Raw genomic sequence first — 14,473 nt, 5'->3', positions numbered from 1 at the left:
TCCTATTGATATTATTACGTTATAGGGTGATTGGGGGCGGAATGCCCGCCCCCTGCTGGAACACGTTATTCCGCGGCCAGCATCGACGCGCTTTCAGCAGGCAAGTCATCCGTCAGGAATGCAGGAAGGTCAGCCTCACTGACGCTGTCAGCCACTTCGACATCCGCCCCCTGCCCTTCGGCACAGTCCTCACCGTCCAGCGCCACGAGATCGTTCCGGCGCAGGACTTCGGGCAACCAGCCGCTGCCCTTCAGCAGGCGCTCGGCCTCACTGGCCATCTCGCCTTTCTTCAGGTGATCGAGGAGTTGGGCAGTCCCCTCCCCTTTCGCCTCGCGCACGGCCTCGAGGATCCGGGCCTTGGGCACGCGGTTGAGATAGGTGTCGACCGTCGGCTCCCATCCCGCCTCGACCATATCGAGACCTGTGGCACGCGCCACGAGATCGGCATGCGCCATACGCCGGGTCAGACCGCCAGCAGAGATGCCTGCCCCGTATGGGTTCACCTTCTCATGCAGCGCGTTGACGCCGAAGCTGAGGCAATGCGCCAGCAAGGCCAGCCGACTGCCCTGGTCGAGGATTGTCAGATAGTCCCAGAGTGCCGCATCGTCGCTAAGCGCCAGATCGGCTTCCCATTCCGCATGACGCTCGTCGACCAGCTTTGCCACCACGCTGTCCTTCAGATCGGGCGCCTGCGCCGACATATAGACTGGACGCACGGATGCCTCGAGACAGCTGCCCGAAGCAGAGGAAGTGCGGAAGGTGTCCGTCACCAGCTTCAGAAGCAGCAGCGTCAGCGCGACATCCGGCGAGCGCCCGATCGCTTCACGCAGCGCCAGCGTCCGGTGGGCCGTCAACTCCATGACCAACCGCTCGGGTAGTGGCTTCAGCGCTCCGTCATCCTCATCCTCCGGCAGGTCAGCTCCGATCGGCTGGCCACCCGACATGATGACGGTCCCGCCATGAGCGGCACTGGCATGGCCATCGGTGAAATCACGATCATCCCCCTGCCCCGCCGCCGCAGGATCCGTACCATCCTGGACCGCGGTCTCGTCAACGGGCTCATCCTCTGGACGCACATAGCCGCGATAGACTGCCAGCGCGCCGTAGCGGTCGAGCGTGACGAAGGCCCCTGCCCGTCCGATTTCCAACGGATCGAAGATCAACGGCCGGGTCTCGATCTTTTCCATCTCCGTTTCCAATACGCCAAGCCGCGTGTCGATCTCGTCGGGGATGTCATCCTGCCCCGCGTATTCCTCTTCCAGCGCCCGATACTCGGCGAGCAGTTTGGCATGAGCCGCACCTTCGTCATCCGTCATCGGTGCCGGATCGCCGGACAGGGACCGCAGACCGTGGCTGTAGCCATAGGGCAGGTCGAGTGCGACCTCGATCCACTTCCAGCCCTCAACCGCAACCGTCTCAGCCTCGGCCTGGAGTTTTTCCGTCACCAGCCGATCGAGCAGGGCAGGGTCCTCGAGCCAGCCACCGTCATCGCCTTGGAACAGGTCATGCAGCATCGTGCCACCAGCCGCTTCATAGGCCTCAATACCCACAAAGATCGCGCGCCGGTCAGACGCCCGGACCGAGGTCTCGGTCAGCATGCGCCGGATCTGGAATGGCTCCTTGTTCCAGGATGAATGGATCGCATCCCAGACCTGAACCTGACGCGCGTGATCGTGGTTCACGGTGAAGGCCATGAGCTGCTCCAGCGTCATGCCATCCTCGGCGTAGACCTCAAGCAGGGCAGGGGCGACGGAGGCGAGTTTCAGGCGCTGCTTCACGACCTGCGGCGTCACGAAGAAGGCCGCAGCAATCTCTGCATCGCTCTGACCCTTGTCGCGGAGGGACACAAACGCGCGGAACTGATCGAGAGGGTGCAGGGCCACGCGCTGCATGTTTTCTGCAAGGGAATCGTCCTCGGCCAGGATGTCGGACGCAGCATCCCGCACGATGCAGGGAATGGGCGTGGTCTTTGCCAAACGCTTCTGCTTCACCAGCAAGGACAATGCCTGGAACCGGCGGCCCCCGGCCGGTATCTCGAACTTGCCGGTCTCGGCACCATCGTTAGCCAAGACGGGCCGCACGCTCAGGCTCTGCAAGAGGCCGCGGCGGCCAATGTCTTCGGCGAGTTCCTCGACGGACACGCCAGCCTTGATGCGCCGCACATTGGACTGGCTCAGCACCAGCTTGTCGAAAGGGATATCCCGTGAAGGGGACATGGTGATTTTCTGGACAGCTTTCGTCATCAGATCTTCTCCACGACGGGCGCCGGAAGCCACTCTCCCGATCTCACTTCCCGTCACCCTCAAACCAACACTCCTTTCCCTCTCGCGGTTGTTCTTGACCGCGGTCAAGAAGTTCATGTGGGAGCAAGTTGTGTGCGTAGGATCCTTTCGAAATAGGCGTCAGGGTGTTTGATCGTGTCTGCTCTTGCTATCAGGTAGTCGAAGACGAGAAGCAGCTTTCCCGCGCCAGCTTTCTGGATCCCATGCCGCAGTTCGTCTTGGCTTATTCTAAGCAATCGACCGAGGTCGTATAGAATGCGGGTGAGGGCTTCTCCTGTACGCGGCGGTTCTGGGAAAAATCCCGCAACATGGGTGAAATCTTCCCATGCCATGCGTGCTGGGTCTCGGTTCATCGTCGGTTTGGTTTTTGCGGTTTGTTCACCGCGATTGACTGTAGAGGGAGCAATCTTTTTAATATCTTTTTTTAAAGACTCTATGTGCCGGACATTTTGTCCGTTTGTGGCGGGCAGATCGTTGGATTCTGGTGCATAAGGTTGGTGTTCGATAGCTTGTAAATTATCTTCGGAACTAGCTTTTGCTGCGGCATGGTGTTCACCGTAGCTTGCGTCGATATCGGCTCCGAGGGTTCTAAGTTCCGAGATAACGCTCAGGACTGCATCAACGGTTAGTGTTGCTCGACGCAGGACATTTCTGATCATGTTGAGGGTAGAGAGCTTTGCTTCATCGAAGCGTGTCTGGTGGAGTAGCGAGGCACGTAGGGCCAACGCCTCAGCCTTCAGTGAGCGCAAGCGCTCGCGTTCTTCGGTGAGCTGCAAGGCTTGTGTCGCGAGCGAGCCGTACCTCTGGATCAAGGGCTTCAGGTCGATACCGAAGGCATCTCTGATAACGCCTCCATACCGCAGCGGAAAGCGTTTGCCATTTGCTGAATTCTTGCGTTCGATCAGTTCAGCAGCTGAGAGGCGTCCCAGGCTGCGTCGAAGTGTTCTCTCATCGAGTCCATTGGCGCGCTCTGACAGAGAAGCGTTCGATGGGAACACGACAGTGAGCGTAAGTCGCTGGCTGTCCTGAATCTCACGTTCTTTGCGGGGTAGGAAGCTAATGAGCGCGGTCAGAACGGCGAGGTCATTGGTTGTGAGACCGAGCTCCTTCCTCAGTACGCGAACTGGGCCCAGAAGCTCATAGGGGTTAGGGCAGGGCAGAGATGTCCGTTCCGCCAGGGCGGTTGTTGTTTCAGTTGCATGTCTCATGGTGTTTCGGAAGAAAAAGCTTCCCCGTTCACCGCGAGCGGTGTTGAAATCGATTCGTTTTGGGGGTATCAATCAGGTGTCGAGACTGATTGAGGCCCTTCGGAAGCATCGCTTTCGGGGGGTCTTTCTTTTTCTAGCCGGTCCTCCTTTCGTTTTCTGCTCGTTGCTTTTGATGTCTTGACCGTGGTCAAGACACGGGATCGTCACTCTGGCCCGTCTTGACCGCGGTCAAGAAGCTCCGTGACCAGCTTCCGGACTGCCTCCTCAACACGAGGGATAAGATCAGCGTCCACATCGATGGTGATGCGGTTGCCCTTTCGGCCGATCTTCACGCGCTCACTGGGGTATGTCTTCTGCGTCGATGGTTTGGTGGCTGTCAGCAAGGTGACCGCCGCTTCGAGACGGTCGGGGCCCGGTATGTTGCGAGGAATTTCGCTGGCAACTTCTCGGGCTCTCGCAACGTCTTTCTCACACAGCCTGAAAAGCTTTTCCCAAACCCGTCGACCAACGCCGTGTGCAGGTCCGATAGCCTGGATCAGTTCGATCGGGATGCCCGTAGCGATACGGTTCATCCGCGAGACGAGCGATTCATCGATCTGAAGTGCCCGATACGCGATCGTTTGAGCATTCTTGCGCGTTTCGTCGGTTTTCCCAAGTTCTCGAATGATCCCGGCGACAAACAGAGCCCTTTCGATGAACGATGGGTCTTGACGCGCATTATTCTCCACGCCTTGGGCAATGAGAGCTTCCTCGTCGGTCATCTCCATGACCGTGGCGCGCACTTTCTGACCAAGTTGGCGACTAGCGAGAAGCCGACGGCGTCCATAGACGATCTCAAGCGCACCGTCCTGGGTTCGGCGAACCAGCACTGGAACCTTTTGACCGTGCTCGCGGATCGACGAGACAAGCTCATCCAGACCATCGCTTGGATCGATGCGGTCCATGACCGCGGACATCCGTATGGCGGTCGGGTCGATCAGCCGCGTGGCGTGTTTATCCTCTTCGAGCACGGATGCTTGTGCGCGAGCTACGGTCGGGCTCGTTCGCTTCACATCCAGATCCTCGTCCGAAGGCGGCGTTTTGCCCATCGCGTTCTTGAGTGAGTCCCCGAAGACTTTACGCGCCATGGCTACGCCCCCATGCTTTCAGGATTTCGCGTTCGACTTCGTCGGTCACGCGCGAGACGGACTCGATCGCGCGCTCGTAAGTTCTCCGATTCACGTCGCGAGGTTCGACCTCGAAGATGCTCTGCTGGGTGTTCGCAGCATCACCCACGGCTGTTGATTTCAGGAACTCGGCAGACAGCACGGCATCCCCGAGGACTGTCCGAAGCAGAGATGAAATCTGCACCTGCGGACCATCCGTATTTTCGTAGCGGGTGATCAGAACGCGCACGAAGTTCAGTCCATGTTCCGGGGCGTGTGCCTCGACGACGCCCATCAGGTTGCTCGCCATGCCCAGAAAGCTCGCCAGCGACATGACATCGAGCATCGACGCGTTGAGCGGGATCAGGACCCCGGTCGATGCAAAGAGGGCAGAGATTACCGAGAAGTTCAGCTGCGGCGGGGTGTCAAATATCACCACATCATATCGGTTGAGGACGGGCTCAAGCGCTTCCCGGATGCGGCTATGGAACGTGGTGGCGCCGTGTCTGAAGCTCAGGGCGACCTCGAACTCGTACTCCATGATGTCCATGGATGCCGGGATCAGATCCACGGTCGGGAAGTTCGTTTTGCGAATGATCTCAGCTGCGGGCAGTGGATCATCGGATCGGATAAGATCGTATGAAGTTGGCATATCCGGATCGAGCTCGGGAGTAACTCCGAACAAGTTTGTCAGACTTGCCTGGCTGTCGAGGTCGATAAGCAAGACCCGGTAGCCGCGCAGACCCAGTAGTTGTCCTACATGGGCAACAGATGACGTCTTTGCCGAACCACCCTTCAGGTTGAAGATCGTCAAGACCTGACAAGCCTCTCCCGGTCTTCTGTGCGGGTGTTCTTCTGGCTTGATCCTTCCAGTCTCGAGAAGTACGCGTTGTGCCTCGACCATCTCCTCTGCAGAGAAGCTACGGCGGTTGCCGCCCTCCAGGACACCTTCGGGAAAGCCTTCGAGGTTTGACACATGATGGCGAAAGGTATTCTGATTAATGCGAAGCAGTTCAGCCGCTTCCCGCATGGCGAAGCGTCGGAGGCCCTTCTGAGCGTCCGGTGGGAAGGTTTCCTGCGCATGTTCACGCAACCGACTACCAAGTCGCTTGGACATGACTTCAAATCTCTGGGAGGCCCGTATCCCGTTCATCACTGCCCTCAAGTCTTTATTGTTTTGCAAAGCTTAACAGATATTGTGGATAAATCCAGACCAAACCGTTGAGCGGCCTGGGGGCGTTGAAGGCACCGATTTCTGTCGACGGTAAACTGTTAAAAATCAGCGTCTTGGGCGACTGCGCTCTCGCTCTGCTTCAACACCTCGTTGCCAACTACGTCGTGACCACAAGATGTATTGTGAGTGCATACAGAAATCAGTCGGCAGAATCGGATGGGCGATTCTCGGGAATCTCAATCGAGCAGCCCCAGCCTCTCAGCCCGCTCCAGTAGCATCTTCACCGAAGAAGGCTGCCAGCTTGTCCGCCCGCGTGGTGTGCGTTCGCGCATCGCTTCCAGCCGGGTACAGATCGCCTGAAGCGTGATGTCGGGATCCGCGCCCTTGATACCCGCGACGATGGCGGGCAGACGGTCGTCGGTTTCGCGGCGCCCGGCGCGGGCCAGCACCTCGGCCGGCAGGAAGCCGTCGCGGACATAGGCCTTCACAGCGCGCAAGAGACGGCTTTGGGTCCAGCGACGCGCCTCGGGCAGGGGGCCGTTGATGATGCGCACTACGTCTTCCCAGGCCAAGTCGGGTCGCAACCGGCGCACATGGGGCACCCAATCTTGTGCCGTCTCGTTCAGACGTTCCATGTAGCCGTCTTGTCGCGCCAGCTGCACTTTGCGAAGGGCAGCAGGGTCTTTTGCCCGCAGTCCAGGGTTCCCGCCGACCCGGCCCTTGGTACGGGCGCTCGCCAGCCCCGCCTTGGTACGTTCCCGGATCAGCGCCCGCTCGAACTCGGCCGCGGCGCCCAGAACCTGCAACGTGAACTTGCCTTGCGGGGATCCGGTGTCGATCGGGTCCTGAATGGAACGAAAGAAAGCACCCTTGGCCTCCAGTCGCTCGATCACCTCCAGCAGATGCGATAATGAGCGGGCAAGACGGTCAATACGCACGACAACCAGCGTGTCGCCCTTACCTATGCGTTCTAACACCCGCGCAAGCACCGGCCGCGCACGATTGCCGCCTGAGGCCTGTTCTTCATGGATCTCGGCGCAACCCGCGGATTTCAGGGCCTGCGACTGGGGCAGGGGGGTCTGATCCTCGGTAGATACGCGCGCATAACCAATCAGGGGCATCAAAAAAGGCCGTTTGCAGTTTCATATACCATCAATAAACGATCGTTTGCAAACGGATGCAAGGGCGCTCTCTGTGGCCCTGCTCAACAGAAAGCCCTTGGTTTCTATACAGTGAGCGCGATCAGAGAGCCCTCGCCGACCATCGCCCGCGCGTGCTATATAAAGTTCGTGAGCGCACCCCGACAAAACCCTTGGGTAAAATGCAAAACTTAGATATTTTGCACATATGAAGCCTCAAGCGCCTGCCTTACATGATGAATATGATGCTCTCATCATCGACGGTGAGGAGGTGGAACAGTCGTCCGAGGACCATCTTTGGTTCCTGCCCGGTCCGATGGAAGAGGAGTCGGATTACTTGCCGCCCGGACCAAGGGTCGAACCGCGTGAAACCGATGCCCTCGACGATTGGCGGAAAGCAGAGGCGGGTCATGCCGCGCGTCTTGCCCGTGTGGCCGGTCGCGTTGGCGCGCTGGACGACCGCCTGAAACGCAGCCCGGAAGGATGGCGGCACAGGCTTGCCCTGATCGAGGCTGCCGACCTCAGCTGGTTCGCGGGTGACCGCATCGGCCCGGATCGGCTGGCGCTCTGGATCTCCATGCGCATTTCCGGCCTGCAAGACGACACCGCAGCCCTTGCACGTGTCGGTTGGGCGGTACGTCGTCTGACAGGGGGGCTAGGCCCAGAGGTGGACCTATCCGCCTTCCTCGACCGCCGCGATCCCAAGAATATGGCAGATGATGACGAGCCCTTCGCGGATCGCGCGGGCGGTTGGCTCGACCTGATCGCACAAGTCGCCGATCTTCACCCGATAACCCGCGCCTGCGTGGGCTTTCACTTTTGGAGCCTCGCGGGCCTCGGGCAGCAGGGCGATCGAATGGAAGCGGCAGTCACGGCCGCGCGGATTGCGGCCAGCGAGGGCAGGGGCGCAGTCTTTGCGCCTCTGGCCATGGGCGGGGCAGGGGGGCTGCGCGCCAGCGGCCCACCCGCTGACCGTCTGGCGCGCTGGCTTGACGGGATGGAGACCGCCTGCCTGACCGCAATGCGGCACCTTGACGATATCGAGGCATGGTCAGCGAGGGCGGAAACCCAGATGACCCCACTCTCGGGCAAGACCCCGCGCGCATTGCGCGCCGTGCTCACCGAATGGCCACTCGTCTCCGCCCCGATGGCCGAAGCTCTGACCGGTGCCAGCCGCGCCGCCGTCCAGCGCAACCTCGCCTGGATGGAAGCGCATGGGCTGATCCGTGAGGTGACCGGGCAAGGACGCTATCGGATGTGGCGGACTACGAACTGAAGACTGCTCCAGACTTCGCTGATCACGTTGGTGGCAAAGGCGCCAAAGCCCTCACGCAGCAGAGCATCCTGAGAAGTCCTGTGCACTTAATGCATTTGTTGCACTTATTTCATATATGGTGGTAGACTGTACAAAACGGAGAGGAGACCACCATGAACATGTTGGCACACCGGCATCTTCCACCGACCCCGCAGGACGCTGCGATCGCGCGCGTCTCGGGACAGGCCTTGTCGCGCTTTGCGGCAGCCCGAAGGCCCTTGAAGCTTCGCGTTACAGACGCGGAGCAGATGGAACCGATCGAACTTCCCGCCGGCGCTGTTGCGCTACTCATGGAGATCCTTGAGGCGATGGCAGCCGGTCGCGGCGTCACCATCATTCCCGAGAACGCTGAACTCTCGACAGTCCAGGCGGCAGAGGTGTTGAATGTCTCGCGGCCGTTTCTGATCAAGTTGCTTGAGGATGGCAGTATTCCGCATCGAAAGGTAGGCAAGCATCGCCGCGTCCGAATGGAAGACGTCATGTCGTACAAGGCAGCCATCGACAGCGAGCGCGAAGCCGTCCTTGATCAACTGACCGCCGACGCACAGGACCAGGACATGGGCTATGGCTCGAAATGAGCCAGTACACGGTCCTTTTCGACGCGAATGTCCTCTACCCTGCGCCCATGCGGGACGCGCTGATGCAATTGGCGGTCACGGATCTTTTCAAGGCGAAGTGGACGGCTGACATCCATCGGGAATGGATTGACGCCCTTCTACGCAATGAACCTCATCGGGAGCGGGCGGCGCTGGAGCGGACCCGCGACTTGATGGACAGGGCCACACGCGATTGTCTTGTCACCGGCTATGAGGCCTTGGTGCCGGCCCTCATATTGTCGGATCCCGACGACCGGCACGTTCTGGCGGCCGCTATCGTCGGGCGCTGTGACGCCATCGTCACTCAGAACCTGAAGGACTTCCCACCAGAGGCACTTGCACCATTCGGCATCGAAACTCAGCACCCCGACGACTTTTTCCGGAACCAGCTTTCTCTCGCGCCCGGTCTGGTCTGCTCCGCGCTACGCAAAGTTCGCGCCCGCCTCAAAAACCCGCCCAAGAGTGTTGACGAATATCTGTCGATCCTGACGCAACAAGGGCTGGTCGCAACTGTTGCTGACCTGGAGCAGTTTGCCGATCTGCTCTGATTGGCGCCATCGCGGGTCTTGGCGTGCTCAACTCGTTTTGGCATTGCAGGTGCTAACCTCTCCATTGTCACCGCGCAATCTCCCCAGCCAATACAGCTCGACCATGCACAGCCAGCATGGCTGCAATGGTGCAGAGCCAGCTTCGCCAGAAGCCGTTTGATGGGTCGGTCTATGTGTTCCGGGCCAAGCGCGCGGATCGGCTGAAGCTGATCTATTGGGACGGTAGCGGGTTGGTGATGGCCTACAAACGGCTCGAAGATGCTGCTTCACATGGCCCGCGGTCAAGAACGGGGTGATGCGCCTGGAACCGGCCCAGTTTGAGGCGCTGTTTGCGGGGTTGGATTGGCGGCGCGTGCGCCCTTTGGAGGTGGCAGCGCCCTATGCGGCGGAGTGACTCACGGGGTCGTTTGCGCGGGTCATTCTGGCCTTGTTTTGTTATGGCATCGGGCATGACCGCGCCTGATGAATTGCCCGATGACATTGCCGAACTGAAGGCGATCATCCGTGCGCAACAGGATCAGAATGCGCGGCTCGAGGCCCTGGTTGCGTCCTTCAAGAAAGCCCTCTTCGGGACCAAATCCGAGAAGATTGACCCGGCCCAATACGAGCTGGAGCTCGAAGATATCGAGACCGCCTTCGCAACGATGCGTAGCCTCGCCATGCGGTTCAACGGTATCATGCGTGGCCGCCAAGCAGACCCGCTCCCTGCATGGATCGACGACGCGATCGAAACTGACTTGGTGCCCATCATGCGCTTTGCCCGCACCTTGAACCGGGATTTTGATGCGGTCAAAAACGCCATCGAGATGCCATGGAGCAACGGCCAAGCAGAAGGTCAGATCAATCGCCTGAAGACCCTCAAACGCGCCATGTACGGCCGAGCCGGCCCAGCATTGTTGCGGGCGAGAATGCTACCGTTCCGCCACACAGATTGAGGCAGAGCCGAATTAAGGGCAACGCGACAGGAGCCGTCCAGAGTGACTGCATCGCCGAGTATATCTTGGCGCTGCGCGCTATTCGCTGGTTCCGATCCCGGCAGGGTCCTGTACACCCCGGCCCAAGGCGGCCAGATCAGAGTACCTGTCGCCGATGCGATGATGCGGCCGCCCGCGTGTCGCGGCGCCAAGCGCGACCACCAGCTCGTCACAGGCGGGTGCGTCATAGATCGAGAACTGCACCGTCAGGTAATGCGAACGGCGGCCGGTATCGTGCTTGTCCATCAGCGGGATCTGGATCTGGGTGTTGGCGGGGCCGCGCGTGTTGGTAAAGCCAAGATAGCTTTTCGCACCCACCGCCTCGCGGTAGAAATTACCGAATTGCAGCGTGTGGATCAGGGCCGAGGCATGTTCGACCTCGCAATTGGTGCCCGAGATGCACGCCTTGCCGTAGGCCTCGATTGCATCGCCTGATCCGGCCAGCGCGATCAGGCGGTCGGTCAGCATCTTGCCCAGAACCGGCGCCATGCGGCGGATCTCGGGCGAGAGATCCTCGACAAAACCACGTCCGGCCCAGGGGTTGGCGACCACGGCCGCGACCCCGATCATGCGCAGGACCGGGTCGGAGGCGCGGCCGCCCTCGGTGTGGATGTCTTCATCGAAGGTGACGACTTTTCTCAGTTCCGGAAGCATAGGTCTCTCCTGTCAAACGGTGTATTCAGTGTGATCGGCGATCGAATGGACGATGCCGCTGCGTTCGGTGCCGTGGTAGATCCCGAAACTGCCATGGCGGTATTCGCGTTGATAGCGCGCCAGCATCGAGCGTTCGGTGTCGTTGGCGACCTGATCCAGCGGCAGCGCGGCCAGGTCGTGATAGCGCATGCCGGGTGGCGCGGTGCCGCTGACCGTGCCGTGATAGACGATCGAATGCGCGCCGGTCTGGCTGTTTTGGAACACGGCATAAAGGTGGTCGAGCCGGGCCGTCAGACCATGGCCATCCATATGCCGCAGGAACCCGGCAACCGTGTTGTCGCGCGTCGGCGCCTTGGGCACTGTCAGCGTGCCGTCGCCCGCCTCCTCAAGCAAGATCCGCTCTCCATCAGCCAGGACGGCGGCGATGACCCCGTTGGCATCCTTGGTCGCCGCGTCGGCCAGCCGGTTTTCCAGCCCAAGGTCGAAGTAGGCGCCGTTGTGGAAGCCAAGCGGTTTGCCCTCGGTCACCGCGTGGTTCAACACGCGCCCGATCAGGATCAGGTGATCGCCTGCATCGACCAACTTGTGCCGCGCACAGGCAAATGTCGCCAGCGCCCCGTTGATCAGCGGCAGCTCCTGCGGGCCCGGATGCCAATGGGTGCCCGAGAACTTTTCGATCGAGCGCGAGGCGAAGAGGCCCGAAATCTCTTTTTGCGCGTCCGACAGGATGTTGACCGCGAAATGCGGCGCCTGGGCAAAGACATCGCAGCTATGTGCCGTCTTGGCGAGGCAGACCAGCAGCAGCGGCGGGTCAAGCGAGACCGAGGTGAACGAATTGGCGGTAAAGCCGCGTGGTGTGCCATCCTCTTGCCGGGTGGTCAGCACGGTCACCCCGGTGGCGAACTGCCCGAAGGCACGGCGCAGGTCGCGCCGTGCCTCGTCGTCGAGCGGCGCGCTGTCGGCCAGCGTGTCGAGCATCGCGTCATGCTCGCCCAGCCGGGGCGGGGCGGGTAGAGGAGGCGCCGCCTGTCCGGCAACGCGCAACGGATTGGCGGCCACGGTCCAGGGCGCATGGCCGGGTTCGGGATGGGGGATGCACGCCAGCATCTGCCGCGCCGCGACATGGGGATCGGCGGTAATATCGGCTACCGTGTTGAGCGGGCCAAAGGGCACGTGACCGCCCAGCAACTCGGTCAGTTCTGCCTTGCTGCGGGTGGCGGTCCAGCCCGAGACGATCGCGTTGATCTCGCCCGCATTGGCGGACCGCCCGGCTCGGTTGGAGAGCCGCAGATCGGCGCCCAGGTCTGGCCAGTTCATGATCCGGGTCAGCTTTTGCCAGAAACTGTCATCAACAATACCGAGCGCAACCTGACCATCGGCGGCGGGAAACACCCCAAAGGGGGCCAGCAGCGGGTGACCGTTGCCCTCGGGGCCCGGTACCTGCCCGGTCATGTCGTGCAGATAGACCATGCGTTCGCACATCGAGATCATCGCGTCATACATGGCGACGTCGACGAAACGGCCCTTGCCGGTCGCCTCGGCCTCGCGCAGGGCGGCGAGAATGCCAAAGGACATCATCATGCCGGCAAAGATATCGCCGATGCCGGGGCCGACCTTGGTGGGTGTCTCGGCATCGGGGCCGGTCATCGCCATCAGCCCGCCCATCGCCTGCGCCACCACGTCATAGGACGGCCAGTCGGCATAGGGGCTGGCGCCGGTGCGCGGATCGCCAAAGCCGCGAATGGCGGCATAGACCAGCCGGGGATTGACCTCGGCGAGCGATTCATAAGAGAGGTCGAGACGGTCCATCACGCCGGGGCGGAAGTTTTCCAGCACCACATCCGCCGTCGCCGCCAGCCTGCGAAAGGCCGTCTTGCCCTCGGGCGATTTCAGGTCCAGCCGGATGCTTTTCTTGCCCCGGTTCAGGCTGACGAAATAGCCCGCCCAGTCATGGCCCGGATCGTCGGCGCGATAGGGGCCGTTGTTGCGGCTGGTGTCGCCGCTGCCGCCTTCGATCTTGATGACCTCGGCGCCGTGATCGGCCAGGAACATGCTGCAATAGGGGCCCGACAGCATGCGGCTGAGGTCCAGCACGCGTATCCCCTTGAGGAGGGTGCTGCTCATCCGGTTGCCCCCTTTGGCAAACTGTCCAGAAATCGGCGCAGCGGGGTGTTGACGGCGGCCGGATCCTCGGCCAGCGCCATGTGGCGCAGACCGGGCAGGATCAGCGCCTGCGCGCCCTTGATCTCGGCGGCGATGGCGCGGGTCATCTCGGGGCCGTTGCCATAATCCTCGTCCCCGGTGATCACCAATGCGGGGCAAGTAAGCGGCGGCACCGGGGCCGTGATCTCGTCGATGCCATCGGCCAGAACCCGGTAGATCCGGTGATAAACCTCCTTGCGGTTCGCCGTGACCCAGCCGCGAACGGTCTCCATCATCGCGGGGTTGGCCGTGCGGCAGCCCTCGGTGAACCAGCGCTCCAGCGCCGCCTCGACCGTTGATTGCGGGCCCTCGTCGCGGGCCTGTTCGACCCGTGCCAGGATCGCGGCCTGGGCCTCGGCGCCACGCTGGTGCGGCGAATGCAGGATGACCAGCGCGCGCGCACGTTCAGGGCAGTCCTGCGCGAACCGGCGCGCGATCATGCCGCCCAGCGAAAACCCGACGATCACCGCATCCGCGATACCGCAATGATCGAGCAGACCCTGCAACTGGAGCGAAAAGAGCGTCAGGCTGGGTGTCTCGGGCGGATCCGCCGATGCGCCGTGGCCGTAAAGGTCATAGCTGAGCACGCGATAGCCCTCGACCAGCGCCGGGCTGGTCCATTGCCAGCAGGCCCGGTTCAGCCCCAGTCCGTGAATCAGCACCACGCAGGGCGCATCTTCCGGGCCGATCAGCTCATAGGCGCTGCCGTCGGGTGCGACCGGCATCAGCCTTCTCCACCCAGCGGCTTATAGGCCATCACCTCGACCTCGACCCGGGCATCGACCAAGAGGTCGCTGACCACGGCCGAGCGGGTTGGCGGGTCGTGCGGGAAGTATTCGCCGTAAACCGCGTTGAATCCGGGGAAATCGCTCCGGTCGCGCAGCCAGACCATCGCCTTGACCACATCGTCGCGGGTGCACCCGGCAAGCGCGAGGGTGGCGGTAATGTCGTCAAGCACGGCGCGGGTCTGCTCCTCGACCGAACCTGTGGTCATCGGTGCACCGCCCTGCATCGGGATCTGGCCGGTCAGAAAGACAAAATCACCGGCCCGGATGGCGCGCGACAGCGACAGAACCCTGCCGCCGATCTCGAGGGGGCCGCCGATCACCTTTTTCTTGCTGCTGGTCACGTTCGCATCTCCTTTTGAGGCCAGCCTGCCCTGATCTCCAATCCTCAACTTAAGAATTTTCGACACTTAGATGCCGATTTTTCGCACAACTCGTCGACGATTCGCCG

Annotated in this window: 14 protein-coding genes; 5 read left to right on the top strand and 9 right to left on the bottom strand. The window is 61.3% G+C overall.

What is annotated here, in order from left to right; all coding sequences use genetic code 11:
• Nucleotides 1-65: 65 nt before the first annotated feature.
• The 5 genes from VWZ87_RS01400 to VWZ87_RS01380 all read right to left on the bottom strand — a co-directional run bounded on the left by VWZ87_RS01400 (nucleotide 66) and on the right by VWZ87_RS01380 (nucleotide 6,930).
• Complete coding sequence (locus tag VWZ87_RS01400; protein WP_416539492.1) at nucleotides 66-2,243, bottom strand: ParB/RepB/Spo0J family partition protein; 2,178 nt, start codon at nucleotides 2,241-2,243, stop codon at nucleotides 66-68.
• 113 nt (nucleotides 2,244-2,356) lie between these two features.
• Nucleotides 2,357-3,490, bottom strand: coding sequence for a helix-turn-helix domain-containing protein (locus VWZ87_RS01395; protein WP_416539491.1), 1,134 nt, complete (start codon nucleotides 3,488-3,490; stop codon nucleotides 2,357-2,359).
• A 203-nt stretch (nucleotides 3,491-3,693) separates the two neighbouring features.
• A complete protein-coding gene (locus tag VWZ87_RS01390; RefSeq protein WP_416539490.1) occupies nucleotides 3,694-4,617 on the bottom strand; it encodes a ParB/RepB/Spo0J family partition protein in 924 nt (307 codons plus the stop codon).
• Nucleotides 4,607-5,752 (bottom strand): plasmid partitioning protein RepA, encoded by a 1,146-nt coding sequence (repA, locus tag VWZ87_RS01385; protein WP_161489483.1) that lies wholly within the window; start codon nucleotides 5,750-5,752, stop codon nucleotides 4,607-4,609. Before repA ends, VWZ87_RS01390 begins: the two co-directional genes overlap by 11 nt.
• A gap of 293 nt (nucleotides 5,753-6,045) precedes the next feature.
• Entirely contained in the window at nucleotides 6,046-6,930 is an 885-nt protein-coding gene (locus VWZ87_RS01380) for a recombinase family protein (RefSeq protein WP_416539489.1), read from the bottom strand.
• Nucleotides 6,931-7,156: 226 nt separating this feature from the next.
• Here VWZ87_RS01380 and VWZ87_RS01375 point away from each other — a divergent pair, with 226 nt between their 5' ends.
• From VWZ87_RS01375 to VWZ87_RS01355, 5 genes are all read left to right on the top strand, one after another.
• Nucleotides 7,157-8,224, top strand: coding sequence for a hypothetical protein (locus tag VWZ87_RS01375; RefSeq protein WP_416535720.1), 1,068 nt, complete (start codon nucleotides 7,157-7,159; stop codon nucleotides 8,222-8,224).
• Nucleotides 8,225-8,376: 152 nt separating this feature from the next.
• A complete protein-coding gene (locus VWZ87_RS01370) occupies nucleotides 8,377-8,841 on the top strand; it encodes a helix-turn-helix domain-containing protein (RefSeq protein ID WP_416535719.1) in 465 nt (154 codons plus the stop codon).
• Nucleotides 8,838-9,407, top strand: a complete 570-nt coding sequence (locus VWZ87_RS01365; protein ID WP_416535718.1) for a PIN domain-containing protein — start codon at nucleotides 8,838-8,840, stop codon at nucleotides 9,405-9,407. Before VWZ87_RS01370 ends, VWZ87_RS01365 begins: the two co-directional genes overlap by 4 nt.
• A gap of 77 nt (nucleotides 9,408-9,484) precedes the next feature.
• Nucleotides 9,485-9,703, top strand: coding sequence for an IS66 family insertion sequence element accessory protein TnpB (gene tnpB, locus VWZ87_RS01360; RefSeq protein ID WP_416535742.1), 219 nt, complete (start codon nucleotides 9,485-9,487; stop codon nucleotides 9,701-9,703).
• 84 nt (nucleotides 9,704-9,787) lie between these two features.
• A complete protein-coding gene (locus VWZ87_RS01355; protein WP_416535717.1) occupies nucleotides 9,788-10,342 on the top strand; it encodes a transposase in 555 nt (184 codons plus the stop codon).
• A gap of 78 nt (nucleotides 10,343-10,420) precedes the next feature.
• Here VWZ87_RS01355 and VWZ87_RS01350 read toward each other — a convergent pair whose 3' ends face one another.
• The 4 genes from VWZ87_RS01350 to VWZ87_RS01335 are packed head-to-tail and all read right to left on the bottom strand — an operon-like array spanning nucleotide 10,421 to nucleotide 14,366.
• On the bottom strand, nucleotides 10,421-11,035 hold the full coding sequence (locus tag VWZ87_RS01350) for an amino acid synthesis family protein (RefSeq protein ID WP_416535716.1): 615 nt from the start codon (nucleotides 11,033-11,035) through the stop codon (nucleotides 10,421-10,423).
• 12 nt (nucleotides 11,036-11,047) lie between these two features.
• Nucleotides 11,048-13,159 carry a CoA transferase gene (locus VWZ87_RS01345; RefSeq protein WP_416535715.1) on the bottom strand — a complete coding sequence of 704 codons (2,112 nt, stop codon included), beginning with the start codon at nucleotides 13,157-13,159 and terminating at the stop codon, nucleotides 11,048-11,050.
• Nucleotides 13,156-13,962 carry an alpha/beta fold hydrolase gene (locus VWZ87_RS01340; protein WP_416535714.1) on the bottom strand — a complete coding sequence of 269 codons (807 nt, stop codon included), beginning with the start codon at nucleotides 13,960-13,962 and terminating at the stop codon, nucleotides 13,156-13,158. The genes VWZ87_RS01345 and VWZ87_RS01340 overlap by 4 nt, the downstream gene beginning before the upstream one ends.
• The gene (locus VWZ87_RS01335; RefSeq protein ID WP_416535713.1) at nucleotides 13,962-14,366 is read right to left on the bottom strand and encodes a RidA family protein; all 405 of its coding nucleotides are present in this window, start codon (nucleotides 14,364-14,366) and stop codon (nucleotides 13,962-13,964) included. Before VWZ87_RS01335 ends, VWZ87_RS01340 begins: the two co-directional genes overlap by 1 nt.
• Between the last annotated feature and the right edge of the window lie 107 nt (nucleotides 14,367-14,473).

Source organism: Phaeobacter sp. JH20_37, assembly GCF_048056015.1.
Classification (GTDB): domain Bacteria; phylum Pseudomonadota; class Alphaproteobacteria; order Rhodobacterales; family Rhodobacteraceae; genus Phaeobacter; species Phaeobacter bryozoorum.
Note: the sequence above shows the minus strand (reverse complement) of the source record. Positions and strands in the feature narration are given on the sequence as shown.